The organism is Clostridium felsineum DSM 794, assembly GCF_002006355.2.
GTDB classification, from domain to species: Bacteria; Bacillota; Clostridia; order Clostridiales; family Clostridiaceae; genus Clostridium_S; species Clostridium_S felsineum.
Window position 1 is genome coordinate 213440 of sequence record NZ_CP096981.1, and the last position, 20041, is coordinate 233480.

General features: G+C 31.0%; 21 protein-coding genes. 11 read left to right on the forward strand and 10 right to left on the reverse strand.

Annotated features, from left to right (window positions below):
• Window positions 1-65: 65 nt before the first annotated feature.
• From CLFE_RS23550 to CLFE_RS23560, 3 genes are read right to left on the reverse strand one after another with little or no spacing between them, the layout of a single operon-like run.
• On the reverse strand, window positions 66-3821 hold the full coding sequence (locus CLFE_RS23550) for a chitobiase/beta-hexosaminidase C-terminal domain-containing protein (RefSeq protein ID WP_077893047.1): 3756 nt from the start codon (window positions 3819-3821) through the stop codon (window positions 66-68).
• Window positions 3822-3868: 47 nt separating this feature from the next.
• A complete protein-coding gene (locus tag CLFE_RS23555) occupies window positions 3869-4552 on the reverse strand; it encodes a phage tail protein (protein ID WP_077893045.1) in 684 nt (227 codons plus the stop codon).
• 29 nt (window positions 4553-4581) lie between these two features.
• Entirely contained in the window at window positions 4582-4908 is a 327-nt protein-coding gene (locus tag CLFE_RS23560) for a hypothetical protein (RefSeq protein WP_077893044.1), read from the reverse strand.
• A gap of 233 nt (window positions 4909-5141) precedes the next feature.
• Between CLFE_RS23560 and CLFE_RS23565 the strand changes: the two genes are divergently transcribed.
• A complete protein-coding gene (locus CLFE_RS23565) occupies window positions 5142-5588 on the forward strand; it encodes a helix-turn-helix domain-containing protein (RefSeq protein WP_077893043.1) in 447 nt (148 codons plus the stop codon).
• 16 nt (window positions 5589-5604) lie between these two features.
• Window positions 5605-6036: an EamA family transporter gene (locus CLFE_RS23570; RefSeq protein ID WP_077893228.1), complete on the forward strand. Its 432-nt coding sequence runs from the start codon at window positions 5605-5607 to the stop codon at window positions 6034-6036.
• 62 nt (window positions 6037-6098) lie between these two features.
• Here the strand turns inward: CLFE_RS23570 and CLFE_RS23575 are convergent, their stop codons facing one another.
• From CLFE_RS23575 to CLFE_RS23585, 3 genes are all read right to left on the reverse strand, one after another.
• On the reverse strand, window positions 6099-7820 hold the full coding sequence (locus tag CLFE_RS23575) for a methyl-accepting chemotaxis protein (protein WP_242951587.1): 1722 nt from the start codon (window positions 7818-7820) through the stop codon (window positions 6099-6101).
• 156 nt (window positions 7821-7976) lie between these two features.
• The gene (locus tag CLFE_RS23580) at window positions 7977-9113 is read right to left on the reverse strand and encodes a right-handed parallel beta-helix repeat-containing protein (RefSeq protein ID WP_077893042.1); all 1137 of its coding nucleotides are present in this window, start codon (window positions 9111-9113) and stop codon (window positions 7977-7979) included.
• 328 nt (window positions 9114-9441) lie between these two features.
• Window positions 9442-10596 carry a right-handed parallel beta-helix repeat-containing protein gene (locus CLFE_RS23585; RefSeq protein WP_077893041.1) on the reverse strand — a complete coding sequence of 385 codons (1155 nt, stop codon included), beginning with the start codon at window positions 10594-10596 and terminating at the stop codon, window positions 9442-9444.
• 388 nt (window positions 10597-10984) lie between these two features.
• Between CLFE_RS23585 and CLFE_RS23590 the strand changes: the two genes are divergently transcribed.
• Both CLFE_RS23590 and CLFE_RS23595 read left to right on the forward strand, forming a co-directional pair.
• Window positions 10985-12082 carry an alpha/beta hydrolase gene (locus CLFE_RS23590; RefSeq protein ID WP_077893040.1) on the forward strand — a complete coding sequence of 366 codons (1098 nt, stop codon included), beginning with the start codon at window positions 10985-10987 and terminating at the stop codon, window positions 12080-12082.
• 27 nt (window positions 12083-12109) lie between these two features.
• Window positions 12110-12982, forward strand: coding sequence for an MBL fold metallo-hydrolase (locus CLFE_RS23595; protein WP_077893039.1), 873 nt, complete (start codon window positions 12110-12112; stop codon window positions 12980-12982).
• Window positions 12983-13015: 33 nt separating this feature from the next.
• Here the strand turns inward: CLFE_RS23595 and CLFE_RS23600 are convergent, their stop codons facing one another.
• The gene (locus tag CLFE_RS23600; protein ID WP_077893038.1) at window positions 13016-13825 is read right to left on the reverse strand and encodes a CPBP family intramembrane glutamic endopeptidase; all 810 of its coding nucleotides are present in this window, start codon (window positions 13823-13825) and stop codon (window positions 13016-13018) included.
• A 101-nt stretch (window positions 13826-13926) separates the two neighbouring features.
• Window positions 13927-14820 carry a cation diffusion facilitator family transporter gene (locus tag CLFE_RS23605; protein ID WP_077893037.1) on the reverse strand — a complete coding sequence of 298 codons (894 nt, stop codon included), beginning with the start codon at window positions 14818-14820 and terminating at the stop codon, window positions 13927-13929.
• Between the two features lie 260 nt (window positions 14821-15080).
• On the opposite strand from CLFE_RS23605, the gene CLFE_RS23610 reads away from it, so the two are divergent.
• The 7 genes from CLFE_RS23610 to CLFE_RS24525 all read left to right on the forward strand — a co-directional run bounded on the left by CLFE_RS23610 (window position 15081) and on the right by CLFE_RS24525 (window position 18345).
• Window positions 15081-15821 (forward strand): polysaccharide deacetylase family protein, encoded by a 741-nt coding sequence (locus tag CLFE_RS23610; RefSeq protein ID WP_077893036.1) that lies wholly within the window; start codon window positions 15081-15083, stop codon window positions 15819-15821.
• A gap of 21 nt (window positions 15822-15842) precedes the next feature.
• Window positions 15843-16799: an endo-1,4-beta-xylanase gene (locus tag CLFE_RS23615; protein WP_077893035.1), complete on the forward strand. Its 957-nt coding sequence runs from the start codon at window positions 15843-15845 to the stop codon at window positions 16797-16799.
• 105 nt (window positions 16800-16904) lie between these two features.
• Window positions 16905-17195 (forward strand): helix-turn-helix domain-containing protein, encoded by a 291-nt coding sequence (locus CLFE_RS23620; protein ID WP_077893034.1) that lies wholly within the window; start codon window positions 16905-16907, stop codon window positions 17193-17195.
• Window positions 17196-17206: 11 nt separating this feature from the next.
• Entirely contained in the window at window positions 17207-17452 is a 246-nt protein-coding gene (locus CLFE_RS24520) for a helix-turn-helix domain-containing protein (RefSeq protein ID WP_432706072.1), read from the forward strand.
• Window positions 17453-17471: 19 nt separating this feature from the next.
• The gene (locus CLFE_RS23625; RefSeq protein WP_139356124.1) at window positions 17472-17660 is read left to right on the forward strand and encodes a hypothetical protein; all 189 of its coding nucleotides are present in this window, start codon (window positions 17472-17474) and stop codon (window positions 17658-17660) included.
• A gap of 63 nt (window positions 17661-17723) precedes the next feature.
• The gene (locus CLFE_RS23630; RefSeq protein ID WP_250944825.1) at window positions 17724-18089 is read left to right on the forward strand and encodes a DDE-type integrase/transposase/recombinase; all 366 of its coding nucleotides are present in this window, start codon (window positions 17724-17726) and stop codon (window positions 18087-18089) included.
• 151 nt (window positions 18090-18240) lie between these two features.
• The gene (locus tag CLFE_RS24525; protein WP_139356121.1) at window positions 18241-18345 is read left to right on the forward strand and encodes an IS3 family transposase; all 105 of its coding nucleotides are present in this window, start codon (window positions 18241-18243) and stop codon (window positions 18343-18345) included.
• A gap of 130 nt (window positions 18346-18475) precedes the next feature.
• On the opposite strand, the gene CLFE_RS23635 is transcribed toward CLFE_RS24525, so the two are convergent.
• Window positions 18476-19516: a radical SAM protein gene (locus CLFE_RS23635; RefSeq protein ID WP_077893033.1), complete on the reverse strand. Its 1041-nt coding sequence runs from the start codon at window positions 19514-19516 to the stop codon at window positions 18476-18478.
• Window positions 19497-20024, reverse strand: coding sequence for a hypothetical protein (locus CLFE_RS23640; protein WP_077893032.1), 528 nt, complete (start codon window positions 20022-20024; stop codon window positions 19497-19499). Before CLFE_RS23640 ends, CLFE_RS23635 begins: the two co-directional genes overlap by 20 nt.
• Window positions 20025-20041: the final 17 nt, after the last annotated feature.

Genomic DNA, 20041 nt, shown 5'->3' on the forward strand with positions numbered 1-20041 from the left:
ATTATTAATAATTTAATATATATGTAGAAAGAGTAATGAGATATTCCCATTACTCTTTAATTTATTTACTCTTCTTCATCCTTTTTTCTTCTCTTAAAGAGAATTATAAAAAATCCCCCTAAAACTACTACAATAGCTATAATCCCTGGCAAGGCAAAACTATTTTTGCTCTCTTTTTTTATACTGCTTTTTTTAGAGGATTCTTTTTTCTTATACTCTTCTTTATTATTCCTAGCTTTATTTGCAGAAGCAGATGAATCCGTATTCTTTTGATCATTACCTTCATCTGCTACCGGAGAATTTTCACTATTTTCTGTATCAACTTCAGCTAAATTATAATTTAAATCTCCTTCACTACTAAAATTATTATTGACCATTTCATTATTATCTTCATTACCACTGTCAATAGGTTCAGTATAAAACGTTGTTTCAATACCTGGTGTAATTTCTTCTTTAGGTTGAACTTTTTCACTTGATACTATATCTGAATTTGATATATCAAGTATATACTGTAATGTAAGAACCTCACTAGTTAACATGTCGTCTGAAACTGCTATTGCTTTTATAATCATGGATTTATCTACTAAAATTCCCTTTGAATCATCATATAGCATGCTAAACATAGTAGGTGTATCACCATTAGCTGTATAATAAATTTTTCTACCTGGAGCCGAAAATAAATGTATTACTCGCTTTGAAGTCAATTTACTTCCTAAAACATCTACTATAGGCTCTTTCGGGGTTGAAAAAACTTTAGTAACAACTTCACTTTCTGTGCCATAACCTACAGCTATTGCTTTTAGTGTGATATCTCCTTTTATTGAAATTCCAGTATCTTCGTATATATTGCTAGCTGTAGTTGGAGTACTTCCATCTGTGGTATAGTAAATCTGAGTTCCTGAAGTGGAATCGTTTAAAACTATTTTATTATTATTAATAGTTACAACAGGCTGTTCTATTTTTACACTACAGAATTCCGAAAAAACCTCACTCTGAATTTCACCAGCTTTATATGCTATTGCTTGTATTTTAGTAGTCGAGGATATATCTATCCCTTTCTTAGAATCATATAAATTAGCTCCTTTATCTGGAATAGTTCCATTTGTAGTATAGTAAATATCTGCACCTTCTTCACCTACAATATATATTTTGCCACCTGGTTCAACTTCACTTATATTTCCATCTACATAAGGAGTTTTAACCTTATCAAAGACTTTTGTAATAACACTACTTTCTCCATCAGAATTTACAGCAAAAAACTTTAATGTTATTCTATCACTGACTACAATTCCTTTACTACTATCGTATACATTACTCAAAGTGGTAGGCTCTGACCCATCCGTTGTATAATAAATTATGGCATTTTCTGACGCTTCATTTATTGTTATTTTATTTTCATTAACAACCGCACTAGGATTCTCTAAACGTATTTTATAATCCTTCGCTATAATACTACTGGATAATTTATTTTTACTAACTGCAATTGCCTTTATTGTGGTCTTATTATTTATAATTATAGGTGCAGTATAATAATATCCATTTGTCTCTGTTGGATCTGTTCCGTCTAAGGTATAGATAATTGTATCGCCTGTATCTGCTGTAAGCGTAACCTGTGCTCCCGAGGTTACATAATCATCTGATATATTTATACTAGGTGTATTACAAGAATCTACAGAATAATCGTACGTTGTAACTTCACTTTCAAGCATTCCTGTTCCTACAGCCGCCGTTTTAATTTCAACGTTTTTCTGATCTATCTTAATACCTGCAGCATCATTATAAACAAGGGCTGTGCTAGACTTTAAAGGCTCTGTTCCATCCAAGGTATAATATATAGTGGCTGATGGTGTTGAGGATAACTTTATTATTGTATTTTTATCTACTTTTTCAGATGGAATATTAGCTGTTGGAGCTTTTGCCTTCTCTATTGTATAGCTAGCTGTAACTATGCTGCTGTTAAACTTACCAGGATTTACTGCTGCTACTTTTAAAATTGTATCTTTATTAATGGTAATTGGTTCACTATATACAGTTCCATTACCTTCTGTTGGATCTGATCCATCCGTAGTATAAATAAATGTATCCCCCACATCTCCTGTAATACTAACTTTTGTTCCAAGCAAAACATCTCCACTTACCTGACTTAAAGTTGGAGTACTTGTTGTTTGTACCTTGTAGTTAAATTGGACTACATCACTATCTTTCGTATTATCACATTGAGAATAAGCCTCAATTTTTACAGATGGCTTATCTATTTTAATACCTACCTTATCGTCATAAGTATATTTTGTACTTGAATACCTTGGATCTGTTTCGTCTATTGTATAGTATATATGCCCAGAGGTTGAAGAATTTAAATGCACTATTTTCTCTTTGTCTACAGTACCTTCCGGTGTATCTGAAACTGGGCTTGCCGCTTTTTTTACGGTGTAATTTAAAACTAATACATCACTAGCTTCCTCACCGTCTTTAACTGCTATTGCTTTTATTATAATATCATCATAAATTTCAATTCCAGAATTGTTATAAGAAATACTATCCTTTGTTGGTGTTGTTCCATCTATTGTATAATATATAGAGTAACCACTAGGAGCTGAAAAATCTATAACTGTGTTCTTAAAAATTTCGCCTGCTGGTACATTTACTGTAGGTTCATCTGCTTTTTTAATGCTGTAGGTCTTACTGATAGGATCACTTTGAAATTTTCCAGCAACTCTAGAGATTGCTTTAATTGTAGTTGTAGAATCTATTTCAATACCATCACTGTTTTTATCATATTCAATTCCACTAACCGCTGGATCATCTCCATTTGTAGTATAATAAATAATCCCGTCAGCCTCAGATGTCTGTAATTTTATCTTAGTTCCCTTACTAACGCTTCCTTCATCCTGACTTACTGTAGGCTGCACAGCTTTTTCAAAAGACTGAACCTTAATAGAACTCCTAATTCCATTTTTAACTGCAATTGATTTTAAAGTAGCATCACTTTTTATAGAAAATGTTCCTGTATATAAAGTACTGTCTGTAGTAGGAGTTGTACCATCAGTAGTGTAATAAATAGCCTCGCCAGCTTCTACCTTGTAACTTATTGTGTTTTTCATACCATCTAAAACACCACTTGGTTCTAAAGTAGAATTCACAGTTGGATCAGCAATTTGTATATTATTAAAGCCTATATAATTTGATCCATCTGAAGCATCACTATATATTACTAATTTTGTTATGTGATTAAAAATATCCTTATTTGAAAGATTTGACATATCAACCTTTACACTATTAGCATAAGTGCCATCCTCAGGTATAATCTGAGTTCCAACTAAATAATCTCCATCATAAGCTCTAAAATAAATATTATTTACAGTAGCACCGTTATACATTGATATATCTTGCAAATTAATACTTTTAATACTAAATTCCTGTCCATATTCACTCTGTATAATTTCATATTTAGGTGGAATTATAGTACTATCTAACATTGTTCCTGTATCTTTAGGATAACCAAAGCATATACTACTTTGTTGATCATTAGGATTACTTAAATATTGTTCTGAGTAAACAAAACTTCCAACTGCATCCTTAACAGAGTCACTTTCATTATTCGCATTAAAAATATCTAAATCTATATCATTTATATTAAAAGAATTAAATGAACCATCGTGAAGTACTTTTCCAAGATTTACTTCGTTATCTGAATTCATAGTACTATGCGCATTAAAATCAATAATATTAGGAGCTATAGCATAAGTCTTGCCCACACAAACCATAGCAAATATAATCCAAATCAAACCTACAAATATTACTTTTTTAAAATATCTCTTCAATTTGTCACCCCCTTTCCAATTTACAACACATGTTATTATATTTACCTTTAAGCTTGATTATTTCTTGGAGGAAACAAACCTTCAAAAGCTATTATAAAATTAATACAAGTAAACGGTGGTGTTACATCTAAAGGTACATTGCCTCCCACTTGTGCTGCGGTTGAATTTACATTTATATTTGGAGTAGGTAAATTCACATTTTGCTGTACTGAAAATGGCTGAAGTGTTGCACCAGATGTAGGAGAACCTTGAGAATATGTAGCAATTGCTGCGGCGGTTGTTTTCATTTTACTTGCTGCAAGTATCTTCTTATTTTGTGTAATAGGATCTGGTCCCGGGTTATCGTCTGTACCAGCACTTGTATTTACTGGAATTGCAATGTTTAAATTTAAGTTCATAGAAGTTCCATTGTCCACTATTGAATTAGAAATATTGTGAGTATGCGCTGGCAGATTTTGCTGCTGAAGCACTACTTTAGTTGATTTAGCTGCAGTTTGACCTATTGTCCAAGTGTTTTTAAGTTTATCCTGTCCTGCACCAATAGGAAAACATCCTCTGAGATCAGGAAGTGCAAAAGTTTGTTGCCCAGAACTACCACCATAATAATTTCCAATGACTGCGTATAAAGCATTGTACTGACTAATTTGAAGTATTTGTCCATTACAAAACAAAAAACCCTGCGGTTCGTAATATCCTGCCCAAGGAAGAATTGTACCAATATAAATATCCATAATAAAAGCATCCTTTCATTTTTAAAATTTTAACCTGTATATTGCATTTTAAATAAAATACCCTCGTTTTTAATCATTTGAAAACCAAGATTTCTATAAGACTTTAAAATTCCTAATTCTAAAATGTGATACTCTTTATCACATTTTATGTACATCCTACCTACAGGCATATTTTCAAAAAATATTATATTAAACTGAGCCTTTGGATTATTTTCTATAAGCTGATTTTCTTCAAGCTTAAATTGCCTTAAAAGCATATCCTCACTTAAATTTAAATATTCTCTACTTTTCTTAAATATTTTAAATATAAAACTTTTATCTACTGAAGTTATTGGCATTAACGAGATGTTTTTCACAAATATCACCACCCTATTCTTATTAATAAATATTGCCATATTAGTCTTTTTAGTATATATTTACGTTCTGAACATTATCTGAACAAATAATTATTACAGCATTAATTTCTTTTATTTTCATATCAAATACTTTTATATTCATATTATATTCTCCTAAATCTTGTTTTTTTATTTTCCACATGCTACTATATTTACATAATATATAATATTTTTTATTTTAAGGAGCTGAAATAATGGAATCAAATATACTAAACATTACACAAGCTGTTGAGTTTTTAGGAGTTAGTGAAAAGACTTTAATCAAACTTCTAAGGGAAGAACATATTCCTGCTAGGAAAATCGGCAGAGAATGGAGATTTAGTAAACAAGCTTTAATCGATTGGCTTGCAAAAGGTGATTCTTGCGATTACATTAATAAAAATGAACTATATCAGATTAGTAAAGATAAAGCTGGACATTCTAAAGACTTAATTGACTCCATAGTTAATGACCTATCCATGCTTTTAAAGGACGGAAATATTACAAATGTATTACCAGACTTAAATGAAGACATTATATTACCTGATACTGCTAATTTAAGAATAAGCTATAAACAACAAAGGGAAATTGAAAAACTTGAATTTAAAATATTTTGGAATCAGCGGGAGGAATGTAAACTTGAACGAAACACAAAAAAATAACAAGAGGTGTATTTTTATGAATAACTTATGGCTTATCTTCGCTTTACTATCAGCTGTAACTGCTGCTTTAGTTGCTATCTTTGGAAAAATAGGTCTTAAATCTGCTGATGCTAATACCGCCACCGCTGTAAGATCTATAATTATGGCCATATTCCTTGTACTAGTAATTGCTTTTCAATGTAATTTAACTAAAATTCCAGCAATAATTTCTGATAGAAAAATCTTTTTATTTATTATATTAAGTGGCATAGCTGGTGCACTTTCCTGGCTATTTTATTTTCTCGCCTTAAAATATGGAACCGTAGCAAAGGTTGCCCCAATAGATAAACTAAGTGTTGTACTTGCTACTGTATTATCCGTAACCTTGCTTGGAGAAAAAATAAGCAAACTCAATGTCATAGGAGTAGCAATTATAGCAATTGGTTCTATAATTGTTGCTTTGAGTTAATTTTAAAATCATATAAAAATCCTAAAATATTAATATATAGGATTTCTATATGATTTTATGCCTTATTTTAATTTAAATTGTTTTATTGCTTCTACCATCATATTGGCATTTTCAGACAACCTTTCAGCTGAATTTGCTACTTCAATGGATGAACTTGTCATTTGTTCTGTAGATGCATTTATTTCTTCTGACGAAGCTGAGTTTTCTTCTGCAACAGCCGATGCATCCTCTATTCTTTCTATGATAGAACCTTTCTGCCTAATAACATTATCCATAGCTCCATTTACTTTGTTTATTTGAGGTATTATTTTTTCAATAGCATCCATAATATCTTTAAAAGATACAATTGAATTATCAATAACTGTAACTTGTGAATTCAAAGTTCCACTTACTTCTTGTGTTGTAGATAGTACTCCATTGGTTTCATCCTTTATATCATCCGCCAAAATTGATATCTTCGTAGATGAATTTTTACTTTGCTCTGCTAATTTTCTTATTTCATCAGCAACAACTGCAAATCCTTTACCTGCTTCTCCAGCTCTAGATGCTTCAATAGCGGCATTAAGAGCAAGTAAATTAGTTTGATCTGCTATACTATTAATTAAAGAAGTTATAGTATTTATTTGATCTACGCTTAATACAAGTTTATTAATTTTCTCTATAACAACTTCAAAGGAACCATTCATTCTTTGAACAGATGAAACTAAATTTTTTAATTGGTCATTACTAACATTAGCCTTTGAGGTAACTTCCTTTGCTGTACCATTTACATCATTTACAATTTTTTTAATGTTATCAATTTCCTTCCCAAAATTATTAAATGAATTACTCATATCAACAAGCTCATCTGCTTGTTTAACAGAACCATTAGATACCTCCATAATTGCATTACTTACTTCTTGAGATGTTGCAGACATTTCTTCTGATACTGCCGATAATGATACCACTTGATCATTTATTTCTTTTGACTTATTACTTATTTCATTCATAAGCATAGACATTGAATCAATTGTCCTATCTAATAATTTGCTTAGAGTTGAAAATTCATTATTTCCATCCTTATTTACTTCAATAGAAAAATTTCCGTCTGCTACTTCATTTATTGCTACTGTAAAATCCTTGATAAAGGATTTTATCAAAACCAATATTATAAGTGATAAAGTCGAACCTATTAATACTAAAATAATAGTTATTATAAAAAGCATAATAGAAGCATTCTTAAAAGCCCTATCTGATTGTGAAAGTAAAAGTTTAGCTTCATTTCTATGATAACTAGAAAGTTCCTCTATAGCCTTTTGAAGCTTAGTACCAGCTTTAGTATTAGCATCAATAAATGCTTGAGTTGGAATTTGACCAACAACTCTCATCTTTTTTAAGTCGTCAATAAAATAAGAATATTCAGTAAATTTGTTTTTTAAATCCTTTGCTTTTTTATTTCCTTCTGAATCTTTGATTGTAGCTATTTCTTCATTTATATTTTTGTTTATGGTGCTTGTTAATGCGTTTATGTCATTTACATACTTAATGTCAAATTTTCTATCTGTAAGCTTTGTTAAATTATTACGGAGAGCTCCAATAGCACCATATGTTTCACCTACTCTGTACATACCTTGTAATTGTACGTTTGACATCGTTTTCATATTCTCATTTAAACTTTTTAATTTGATAAATCCTATTGAACAAATAGAGACAGTAGAAAGTACTGATAAAATAAAGAGTACTATTATACTATGACTAACCTTTAAATTTTTAAAAATCTTAACATTTTTAAATTTTCCTATCACAACTATCTCCTCCTAAATAAATTTAAGTACTTATTTAATCGGTATTAATCAAATAATATTTATAGATATTTCGACATTATAAATTACCAATAACTAAAAAGAAAGACACTGCTTAAGCAGTGCCTTTCTTTTATATTTAAGTTAATGAATTACAAATTAGTTATTTATATCAGGAAGTGGTGTATTAGGAGCTGTTGCATATACATTACCACCTATAACCTTTGCCGCAGAGTATATAGTACATTTTCCCTTAGTTGTACAGTTTTTAAATGTAAACACATGTCCATTTCCTGGATTGTATGGGAAGTTAAAATTAGACTTAGTAGTTTTTTGATTAGCATTAAGAATATTATCTGCTCCATTTCTATCTGCATCACAATTTTCTAAATATAAGTTTGCTGCACTGTTGTTTTGAGAAAAACCTGCTGCCTTATTATCATAAGATTTACAGCCTGTTACAACATGTGCACCTAATGACCTATGTGTTCCCTTTGGCGGTTTTTGATTTCCTCCAAGTTTAATTCCATCACCATTCATGCCTGCATTGTTAAGAGCATTTTTAGGATCTCCATGATAAAATCCATTTTTTGTAGCTGTACAATTAGTTATTGTAACTGATTCATCGGTTCCAAGTAAGTCCCATCCATCATCTGCATTTCCGTATGAATTACAGCTTATAAATTTGTTTCCTGCTCCAGCTTGAAGCTTACATGCAAAACCATCCGCATTTGAACCTTTTGTTCCAATATCATAATTGTTAAAGGAATCACTATTTTGAACTGTGTTATCATGTGCTCCAGCTGTAATTTGAAGTCCAGCATCATTATTGTTTTCTGTTGCACAATTAGTAACAGTATTATGGTTAGCTGCAGCCCCTTTCATTATGATACCGTTATCACCAGCGCTATAAACATCTAAATTAGTAAGTTCCCAATATGCATTTTGTACATTAATTCCGTAAGAACTATCTCCATCTGGTTCAGCAGAAAAATCAAGTCTAACTCTTGTTTTGCCTGAGCCTTGTAATTTTATAGTTTTTCCTACAGCACCATCTTTATTTAATAAAATCGGTGATTTAAATTTATAAGCCCCACTAGTAAGTAATATAGTATCTCCTGGTTGAGCTTTAGCTATTGCTGACTTTAATACCGCTGAATCATCAGCAGCTCCTGTACTTGCAACCTGAATTGTTTGTGGTGTACTTGCTGCTTGTACACTACCTGCTAATTGAGGAAGTGAGGATAATGAAAGTGAAAGTGCAGCTGAGGCTACTAAACATACTACTTTTTTCATAATTAAAAACTCCTTTTTATAAATATTCTTTTGTTAACGTTATCATTTGGTGATGTAACAACTGGTTACTTCCCTAATAATAACCTATTTTTCAACAAAAGTAAATAATTTTTGATAAAAAATATTCCTATAATTACAAAATATATTTATATTAGTATATTACAAGTATATATTCTATCCTTTAATGTCATAATTTCACTACGGCTTAGAGTTATAGGGTTTCTACTATTTAAACATACTTTAATTTGCCTAAAAGTACTAGCCATCACTTAAATAACAAAATTAAATTAGCTTTATATTTAGAAACCCTATATTAAAATCTTATGTCCTATTTTTTCCCTTTACTTTTAGCTGATACTGGAGGAAGTGGATTATTAGGTGCAGTAGCATATACATTACCACCTATAACCTTTGCTCCAGAGTATATAGTGCATTTTCCTGTTGTTGTACAATTTTCAAAAGTAAATACATTTCCATTGTTAGGATTAAAAGGGAAATTAAAGTTTGACTTAGTAGTCTTTTGATTAGCATTAAGTACATTATCTGCACCATTTCTGTCTGCATCACAATCTTTAAGATAAAGGTTCGCAGCACTATTGTTTTGTGAAAAACCTGCTGCCTTATTATCATAAGATTTGCAACCTTCTACATCATGTGAACCTAGTGATCTATGTGTTCCTTTTGGTGGTTTTTGATTTCCTCCAAGTTTAATACCATCACCATTCATGCCTGCGTTATTAAGTGTACTATTTGGATCTCCATGATAATATCCATTTTTTGTAGCTGTACAATTAATTAATGTAACTGTCTCATCAGTTCCAAGTAAATCCCATCCATCATCTGAGTTGTCATGAGAATTACAGTTTATAAATTTATTGCCTGCTCCAGCTTGAAGCTTACATGCAAAACCATCCGCATTTGAACCCTTTGTTCCAATATCATAGTTATCAAAAGATTCACTGCCTTGAACTGTATTGTCATGTGCTCCACCTGTGATTTGAAGACCTGCATCGTTATTGTTGTCTACTACACAATTTGTAATAGTATTGTGGTTAGATGCTGCACCTTTCATTATGATACCATTATCACCAGCACTGTAAACTTCAATATTTTCTAATTCCCAATACGCATTCTTTATGTTAATTCCATAAGAGCTGTCACCGTCTTTTTCAGCAGAGAAATCAAGTTTAACCTTATCTGTTGTAGCCGATTTTAATTTTATAGTATTTCCTACTGCACCATCTTTGTTTAATAAAATAGGTGATTTAAATTGATAAGCCTTACTAGTAAGAGAAATTGTATCACCTGGTTGAGCTTTAGCTATTGCTGCTGCTAAAACAGCTGAATCATCGCCTGTACCGGTACTTGCAACCTGTATTGTTTGTGGCACACTAGCTGCTTGCACCTTACCTGTTAATTGTCCAGCAGAAGCTAAAGAAATTGCAATCATCGCAGAAGCTACTAAACATACTACTTTTTTCATAATTAAAAACTCCTTCACTAAAAAATCTAATGTTATTGTTAACGTTAACATTAAAAGTTGTAAAATTGGCCTTTATATTAAATATTATAGCTGTTAAGGTTAACATAGTCAATAAAAAATTGTAAACTTTTTTATTTAATTTTTATTAAAATATTAACAATATGTGCTATAGCCCCTTAAAAAAAGAGTCTTGAAACAATTATAAGTAATATTTAATATTTACTTTACACATTTTTTATTGACATTTTTATTTTGCAAGTATATGATGATACTTATATCAAAATATGTAGTTTATTACATGTTTTAATATACATAAAAAAATCACTCATATATTACTTAAAAGCCACATTATTACTAAACAAACTTAAATTTATTTGGAGGTACGTCAATGAAAAAAAAATCAAAATTGAAAACTATTTTACTAGTATCAACTATGTGTTTTACCCTATCTTTTCCTTTAGGTACATGTATGCAAAATCAAAAGGTAGAAGCTGCTTCTACTTCTCCGACTTATAAGGATGTAGTTTTCGCTACTGTAAAAAATGATGATGGAAAAACAAAAAAACTAAAAATGAATATCTTTAAACCTACTAAGAAAACAAAGAAAGCAACACCTGTTCTTGTATACGTACATGGTGGTGCTTGGGCAATGGGAGATTACAGATGTAATGAAAATGTCAACACTAAGCTAGCTGCAAAGACGTCTAGAAACAACAAAATTCCTATGCATAAGGGTCCTTCTGGATATGATGTTTTTAAAAGAGTCACTAAAAACGGAATAACCTTTGTATCTGTAGACTATCGCTTAAGTTCAGAAGCTGTTTTCCCTGCTCAAATATACGATGTAAAAGGTAGTATTAGATACTTACGTGCAAACGCTAAAAAATATGGAATTGATCCAAATAAAATAGCAATTTGCGGTGAATCTGCTGGTGGACATTTAGCTGCCTTAGCTGCAACTACTGGAGATGAAAAAGATCTTGAAGGTGATGTTGGTGGAAATACTAATTATTCAAGCAAATTAATGGCAGCTATCGATTACTTTGGACCAACAAACCTTCTTAATATGGCTCCTGAAATGGATTCTGCTATCCAATCTCCTGCTGATGCAGCAAAAACTCATGATGCTCCAGATGCTGCTGAAGCTAAACTTCTTGGTTTTACAGGCGCGGATCAAGGAATAGGCGTACTTCGAGCTATTCGTGACAAAAATGATACAAGTTCACCTTATTGGTCAAAAGTAAAATTAGCAGAACTAGGCAGTCCTATAAATCATGTGAATTCTACTAATCCACCAATGTTTATTGCACATGGCGGCAGCGATACCTTAGTACCAATTAAAGAAAGCTTAAATTTAAGTTTAGCACTTACTCATGCTGGAGTTAAAAATATTTTCATGACCTACTCTAAGGACCCACATGGAAGCCAGGTTGAAGATATAAATACTGCTGCTATAAAATGGATAACCACACAATTAACTAAATAAAATATTGTATTTTTTATAAAAGGAGACATGAGTAAATTGAATGAAGAATTAAAAACAAAAGTATTTATAAGTTCAGACAAGCATGGTGGTTTTGGTGTATCATCAACTATAATTTACGGGCCAACTGAAGCTCTTTTATTTGATGCTCAATTTACTTGCTCCAATGCTCATCGTTTGGTTGCTGAAATACTTGAAACTGGCAGAGAATTAAAACAAATCTTTATAAGCCATCTTCATCCTGATCACTATTTTGGACTCGGAGTATTAAAGGAAGCCTTTCCAAATGCCCGCGTTATTGCTTATAAAGAAACTGCTGACGAAGCAAATTCAGCTTTTAGCCATAAAATTGAGTATTGGAATACTGAACTATTAGGTACTAACGGTTGTAAAACTGCTGTAAATATTGAACGTATAGAAGAATCTTATCTTTCTGTAGATGGTATTAAAATTGAAATTCTCGGTATAATGAGAGGCGATAGCGAAAATTTAACTTGCCTATGGATTCCTTCCACAAGAACCTTAGTTGCTGGTGATTTGGTATTTTCAGACGCATATTTGTGGATTGCAGACGCTAGAACACCACAAGAAAGGCAAGAATGGTTAGATAACTTAGATAAACTTGAAGCTTTAAATCCTAAAGTTATTATTCCAGGACATGCTCCAAATAATAAACCTATAAATCCAAACTGTATTGACTTTTCACGTAAATATATAAAAGACTTTATAAAAGAGCTTAAAGCTGCCAAAGACTCAACGGATTTAATAGAAAGAATTAAAAAAATATATCCAAACCTTGCAGTTCCTATATGTTTAGAAATGAGTGCAAAAATCTTAAAGGACAGTTTACAATGGGAAGGTGACTTTCCCCTTTCTCTTCGTTACAAAAAAACAATTATATAAACATAAAAGCGGTCATAAACTGACCGCTTTTAACTATACATTTTCAATTATTTCCTTCATCTTACTTCCTCTAAGCAAAATAAATACTGGAATAAAATAGATAGCAACACTTACAAGTTTAATATATCCATACTGATTTACTTGGCCTGTAAAAGAACTAACTCCAAAAAATCCAGCACCTATTAAGGAACTAAAATCCATAAACGCATGCAGAAAAATAACTACCCAAATATTCCTTGTCCTCAAATAGATTGCTGCAAGCAGTGCTCCTACTGCTATAGTACCCATTGCTTGTATAAATGCAGCTTTAAGATGAACACCAGAAAGTACATTACTTATATGTGCACAACCAAAAATCACGCTAGATACAATAACTGCAGCCCAAATGCCCTTTGTAGTTTTACCGAATTTATCAACTAAAAGATTAAGTATAATTCCTCTGAAAATGAACTCTTCAGCCATTCCTACTGCTATCATGGATAGAGTAAAAACTATAATACTTGAAATAGGTAAAAGTTTTTTTTCCTGAACTGTAGTGAGCGTTGCAAGCAAAGAAAAAAAACATATGAAGGTTAAAAAGCCTCCAACGAAAAGTCCCTTTAATATTCCATCCTTTTTTTCTCTAAGCACATTTATCTTTCTTAGTAAAAACATAACAATTATTGCGAATATAATTCCTAATGAATCTGACATAAGAATTGCATCATAATCAGAAGGTCTTGCTTTAAATATATAAATTAAACGTCCACCTCTTAGTACAAATAGAAATGCAGCAGCTATTAATATAGATAGTAATATTTGAAACCTTCTTTGTAAAAAATTAGTTTCTTCATTTGACTTCATAGAATTCTCCTTTAATATATTAGTGTTATATTTTATTCAATAACTATACCATTAATATTAATAAATGCACAAGAGAAAAATAAAATCATAAAATTTACAATTTATCTTCTCTCTGAATTCTTACAACCATTACAGCTCTTCCCGCAAGCTTCTGAATGTATCATAACTTCTGTTCTCTTTAGTGATTTTGTTATTTCTTCCTCTAAAATATCACAGATACCATGAGCCTCCTTTAAAGATATATCCCCTGGAAATACTATAGTTAAATCTACATATCTAGTAGCACCTGATTTTCTCGTTTTTAATTTTTCCAAATCACAAAATAAGTTTCCATGCTTACTTATAGCTGACTTAATTATATTGATCTCCTCATTGGATAGTTTTGTATCCATTAAAGGATTAAAAGCTTCTCTTAATATGTGAAATGCCTCACGTAGAATAAATACCGCAACTATAATTGCAAATATAGGATCTAAGAAGTAAATTTTCGTAATCCATATAAGTAGTAAACCAATTGCCACACCTAATGCAGTATAAACATCAGCTTTAAGATGAAGTGCATCCGCCTTTAAGGCTATAGAATCCTCCTTCTCTGCAACTTTATATAATTTTTTAGATACTACCATATTAACTATTGAAGATACAATCATCACTAAAAATCCAATGCCCACAGACTCAACCTCTGATGGCTCAATTATCTTTAAAACTGCCTTATAAATTATCAGTGCTGAAGCAATAAAAATAAGAAGGGCTTCTATTACACCCGATATATTTTCAATTTTCCCATGCCCATAAGGATGTTCTTCATCTGCTGGTTTTCCAGATATTTTCACTGAAAAAAAAGTAATGATAGAAGCTGCCAAATCTGTTATAGAATGAACAGCCTCTGAAATTATACTAACAGACCCTGTAAAAAAACCAACTAATAACTTTAATACTATAAGTACAAAATTAGATATTATAGAAAGCCGTGCTATTGAAACTTTATTATCCATACAATCCTCCATTTATAAAATTATATTATCACTTGATAAACAAATTATATATAAATATACCATGCATATCAACTTGAAATCAACCTATAATCATAATCGTATCTAATTATCAATTGATAACAATATACATTTATATATAGTTAGTATAATCATTTTAATTATTTTTAAATGCAAACATTATGGTAAAATATTGAAATTAATGTTATACTATATGTAAATATATTTTTTTACTTTTTATGTATTTTAAGGAGGAGATTTTTATGAAAAAATTTTTACTTATGGCTCTTACTTGTCTACTTTTATCTATCCCATGTGCAGCAAAGGCAGCAACAAATGTAAAGGTTCCAGTGCTGCTATATCATGTAGTTTCTACAAATCCTGATCCATCAAATCTATATCAATATAATCTTACAGAATTCAAAAAAGATATGGCTTACTTAAATGCCAATGGTTACACTACACTATCTATCGACCAATATTACAACATTTTAAATAAAACGATTCCAATGCCAAATAAACCGATTTTACTTACTTTTGACGATTGTACAGAAGATTTTTACACAAATGTATACCCTGTTTTAAGACAATACAACATGAAAGCAACTGAATTTGTCATTACAGATTTTATTGATACAAGCTGGCATTTAACTAGTAATGAAATTAGAACTGTATTTAACAATGGCATAGACATAGAAAATCATACTACTCACCATTTAGATTTAACTACTTTAAACTATAATCAAAAATTTTCAGCTATCAATGATGCAACTGCAAAAATTCAAGCTATAACTAAAAAAGCTCCAGTTTATTGTGCTTATCCTTATGGAACATATGATGCAGCTACTGTTTCAATTCTTAAAAATTTAGGTTACAAAGCTGGTTTTTCTGTATCAAATACCTTAAGTACTGATTCGGACAATAAATATGGTTTACCTCGTATATGCATTTTAAATGGTGATAGCTTTGATACCTTCAAAAGCAAAGTTTCAATAGGACACTAAAAAATTTAAAGGAGTGATACTATGTTAAAATCAAAATTAGCCAAAATATGTACAGGAGTCTTGGCATTAGGACTTGCCATTTCAATTTCAGGTGTGGGAACTGCTAAGGCAGCAATGTCTCACAGCAAATTCGTAGGAAATATAATAGCAGGAAGTATTCCATCTAATTTTGGTACTTACTGGAATCAAGTTACACCAGAAAATGCAACTAAATGGGGTTCAATTGAATACAGCCGTGGTAATTACAACTGGTCAAATGCTGATCTTATTTATAATTATGCAAAAAGCAATAATATGCCCTTTAAATTTCATAATTTAGTATGGGGAAGTCAACAGCCTAGTTGGATGTCAAATCTTTCACCACAAGACCAAAAAACAGAAGTTTCAAAGTGGATTACAGCCGCAGGTCAAAGGTATTCAGGTTCAGCTTTTGTTGATGTTGTAAATGAACCACTACACACTCAACCTGCTTATAAAAATGCTCTTGGTGGAGATGGCTCAACTGGCTACGATTGGATTGTATGGTCCTATCAGCAGGCAAGAAAAGCTTTCCCAAATTCAAAGCTTTTAATTAATGAATATGGCATAATTAGTGATCCTAACGCAGCTAATAATTACGTTAAAATCATAAACCTGCTTAAGAGCAAAGGTTTAATAGACGGAATAGGCATACAGTGTCATCAATTCAATATGGACAATGTTTCTGTAAATACTATGAATACAGTTTTAAATATCTTATCAAAAACTGGACTACCAATATACGTATCAGAGCTTGATATTACTGGTGATGATGCTACTCAACTGGCTAGATACCAGCAAAAATTCCCTGTTTTATATGAAAACCCTAATGTAAAAGGCATAACCTTATGGGGATATATTCAAGGACAAACTTGGAAGGATGGTACTTATTTAGTTAATTCAGATGGTTCTGAACGTCCTGCGCTTAAATGGTTAAAATCTTATTTAGCTAATCGTTAATCATAGGAGCTGTTGCAAAAACTAATTTTTAGTTTTGATATGCTTCCTTCTAGGTAGACAAGTGAAAAAATTAAAAACTTGTCACTTAGGAGGGAGCATATTTTTATGGCATTTAAACACAAATATTCCTATGCACAAAAAGAGAAAATTATTATTGAATATCTTAATAACAATTATGGATTTAAAGAATTATGTTGTATATATGGAGCACTAAAGGGTTGGATTCGTCTATATAATGCTTTTGGATTTGGAGGGTTAAGAACAAATAGTAAAGCAATTAGATATTCTTCAGTATTAAAACAGTCAGCTGTCAATGATTATCTCAATGGAAAGTATACAGCTCCTGAACTACTGATAAAATATAAAATACGGTCAGAAACTCAACTCAGAAAATAATAAAGTATTGTATTTCACATGATAATAATTATTCTTATACTGCAAAGCAGTATCAGGTATCCTATCAACAAGTACGGAACTATACTGTTAAATATGAAAAGGGTAGCGTGGAAACTTTAAACAATAACCGTGGAAAAAGAAAATCCGAAAATGAAATGAGCGAATTAGAAAAGCTGCGTGCTGAAAATAAGATTTTAATGGCTGAGAAAGAACGTTCTCAAATGGAGGTTTCTTTCTTAAAAAACTCGAGGAAATAGAGACAAGGCGGGACTAAGCTTGGTACGACACCAATACATTTATCAGGCAATTAAAGAAGAAAATCAAGAACATGGTTATTCGATTGTTGCACTTTGTAAACTTGTGGAAGTATCACGAGGAGCTTATTATAAATGGTTGCATAGAGAAATTACCAAAAACGAGAGTATAAACCGCCTAATTGCTGATGAAATTGAAAATATTCATTAAGAAAGCCCTGATAAAGGATATAGAATAATACGAGATGACTTAGAACAATATCATTATATTAAAGTGAATGATAAACATGTTTTACGCATATGTCATAATCTAAATATAAAATCAACAATCAAATATGCAAACAATGGTTGTACTAGGCAAGCAGCAAATCCACAATACATAGCTAAAAATCTACTAAACCGCGAATTTACTGCCTATGCACCGAATAAAAAGCAGCTTACTGATGTAACTGAATTTAAGTATTACATTGGGGCAGAAAAAAGAAAGGTATATCTAAGTGCCATCTTGGATTTGTATGATAGGAGAATCGTTTCCTATATTGTTCGTGATTCAAATAATAATGCATTAGTCTTTGAAACATTTGATGCTGCTATTAAGTCAACTCAAGATGCACACCCACTCTTTCATAGTGATAGATGAAATATACAAGCCGAGTTTTCCATACTAAATTAGAAGCTGCAGGAATGACCCATAGTATGTCAAGAGTATCAAAATGCATTGACAATGGTCCAATGGAAGGCTTCTGAGGCATACTTAAAAAAGAACATTACTATAGAAATCGGTAGTAAAAATGATCGAAGAATATATTGAGTATTACAACAATAAACGACTACAAAGAAATCTTGGTGTATTAACACCAATTGAGAAACATAATATGTATTTACATGCATCATAAAAACAGCCAGCAGGATATACCTACTGACGAAAATGGAGAATGTAAAAAGATTTTATTTTTTTAACTGTCTACTTGACGGGAAGCAGTTCACATTTTGTTACACTCTCTTTTTGACTGTATTTCAGAATTATTAGCGAGATACTTGTAATTCTTGTAAAGATTCCCTCAAAACTCTTTTTGACTCATATTTTTCTAATACTTCTTCAATTATTTTTTGAAAATTATTTTTTATTGTATTCATAACTTCTGTATTATGATATAAATAAGCACAGGACTGACAAACATGAACGAATTTTGGATATTCAATATTTGTATTCCATTGTTTTACTTTGGTTAATATTTTTGCAGCACCATCAACATATATCCATATCTTTATAAAATCCAAAAACTGTTTTTCGTACAATTCATTAACATTATTTTCATTAAGTTCTCCAATATGCATTTCAGGAATATGTTCTAATGTTAATCCACAGCAGCTAGCAATAGATTTATCCGGTGTCAATACAATTGAATCAAAAAGACTATCACATCCACTATATTCTTTTTCAACATTAAGAATATCCTCGTATTTAAAAGTTCTATCAGTATGAAAAGACATCCATATAGTACTTATAATTTTAAGATTTTTTTCAATATCCTTATCCTTAATATATTTTTTATATAATTGATGATTTACTAAGTCTTCTTTTTTGAACTTAGAATTTTTGGTGGTTTCAATAGCAATAGCTACAATTATTCCTAAATTAAGTGCTACAATAGTTGCATTTAGTATGTTTTCAATTTTAACAAATTGTTGATGATCATCACCAGTTGATAAACTAAGCTCCTTTAATCCTGATTTTGCCATTGGTTCTAATATTAATTTCGCCTCATCTAATGATGACGCCCAAAATCCATTTGTTACACATCTTGAAACCAAATTATGTTCATAAGCATATGAAATACCGTCAAGTAATTTTTTACCAAGTAAAAAACATTCACCACCAGACCATACAATGAATTTAACTGTATTAATTTTAGTAGCTTGATTTATAAAAGATTTAATTTCATGTAAGGACAATTCCTGTGACAAATTAGGACTACATTCAAAACAACACTCTTGACAAGCTGCTGAGCATTTAAATGTACCTAAAATTGCAATATTTGATGGTCTAATAGGCTTCAACAGCATTTATACTTGTCCCTCTTTTCATAATTTCTTTTTTTATAACTTTAGCTACCCCCATACAAAATTCCTTACCACCAGCTAAATTAGCAGCGCTAATAATATCAACTATTACTTTTTCTTCTTTTGAGAAAATAGATTTTGCAGTTACATCTATTACAAGTAATGCACCGACTATTGCTACAGCAGCAGCTTCTAAAACATACCAAATATTAGTGATTGTTTTAGCGTCACCATGAGGTTTCTCTACAACAGAATACTCCCTATTTAATTTTAATTTTGATCCAACATACTCCAAAAAACCTTCATAATCATTGGATTCTACAAATTTTTTTATAGAATCTTCTTTCACAATATTAACAAGAATTGTTTCATTACTTTTTTGTGTTTTATTGTTCAATAATTTTTTGTCGTAATTATTGATATTAATAATGAATTCGCTTTGATTTTTTTTGTGGTTTTCAACCAAACTCATTGGTTCTCCAAATATTCTTTCCTTTTCATTTCTATACATTTATACCACTCCTTTTA

What these genes read in the sequence shown, in the direction of transcription:
- CLFE_RS23565 (WP_077893043.1), top strand. Translation starts at nt 5,142, where the DNA reads ATGGAATCAAATATACTAAACATTACACAAGCTGTTGAGTTTTTAGGA.
- CLFE_RS23610 (WP_077893036.1), top strand. Translation starts at nt 15,081, where the DNA reads ATGAAAAAATTTTTACTTATGGCTCTTACTTGTCTACTTTTATCTATC.
- CLFE_RS23595 (WP_077893039.1), top strand. Translation starts at nt 12,110, where the DNA reads ATGAGTAAATTGAATGAAGAATTAAAAACAAAAGTATTTATAAGTTCA.
- CLFE_RS23615 (WP_077893035.1), top strand. Translation starts at nt 15,843, where the DNA reads ATGTTAAAATCAAAATTAGCCAAAATATGTACAGGAGTCTTGGCATTA.
- CLFE_RS23580 (WP_077893042.1), bottom strand. Translation starts at nt 9,113, where the DNA reads ATGAAAAAAGTAGTATGTTTAGTAGCCTCAGCTGCACTTTCACTTTCA.
- CLFE_RS23620 (WP_077893034.1), top strand. Translation starts at nt 16,905, where the DNA reads ATGGCATTTAAACACAAATATTCCTATGCACAAAAAGAGAAAATTATT.
- CLFE_RS23600 (WP_077893038.1), bottom strand. Translation starts at nt 13,825, where the DNA reads ATGAAGTCAAATGAAGAAACTAATTTTTTACAAAGAAGGTTTCAAATA.
- CLFE_RS24525 (WP_139356121.1), top strand. Translation starts at nt 18,241, where the DNA reads ATGATCGAAGAATATATTGAGTATTACAACAATAAACGACTACAAAGA.
- CLFE_RS23640 (WP_077893032.1), bottom strand. Translation starts at nt 20,024, where the DNA reads ATGTATAGAAATGAAAAGGAAAGAATATTTGGAGAACCAATGAGTTTG.
- CLFE_RS23590 (WP_077893040.1), top strand. Translation starts at nt 10,985, where the DNA reads ATGAAAAAAAAATCAAAATTGAAAACTATTTTACTAGTATCAACTATG.
- CLFE_RS23585 (WP_077893041.1), bottom strand. Translation starts at nt 10,596, where the DNA reads ATGAAAAAAGTAGTATGTTTAGTAGCTTCTGCGATGATTGCAATTTCT.
- CLFE_RS23635 (WP_077893033.1), bottom strand. Translation starts at nt 19,516, where the DNA reads ATGCTGTTGAAGCCTATTAGACCATCAAATATTGCAATTTTAGGTACA.
- CLFE_RS23605 (WP_077893037.1), bottom strand. Translation starts at nt 14,820, where the DNA reads ATGGATAATAAAGTTTCAATAGCACGGCTTTCTATAATATCTAATTTT.
- CLFE_RS23555 (WP_077893045.1), bottom strand. Translation starts at nt 4,552, where the DNA reads ATGGATATTTATATTGGTACAATTCTTCCTTGGGCAGGATATTACGAA.
- CLFE_RS23570 (WP_077893228.1), top strand. Translation starts at nt 5,605, where the DNA reads ATGAATAACTTATGGCTTATCTTCGCTTTACTATCAGCTGTAACTGCT.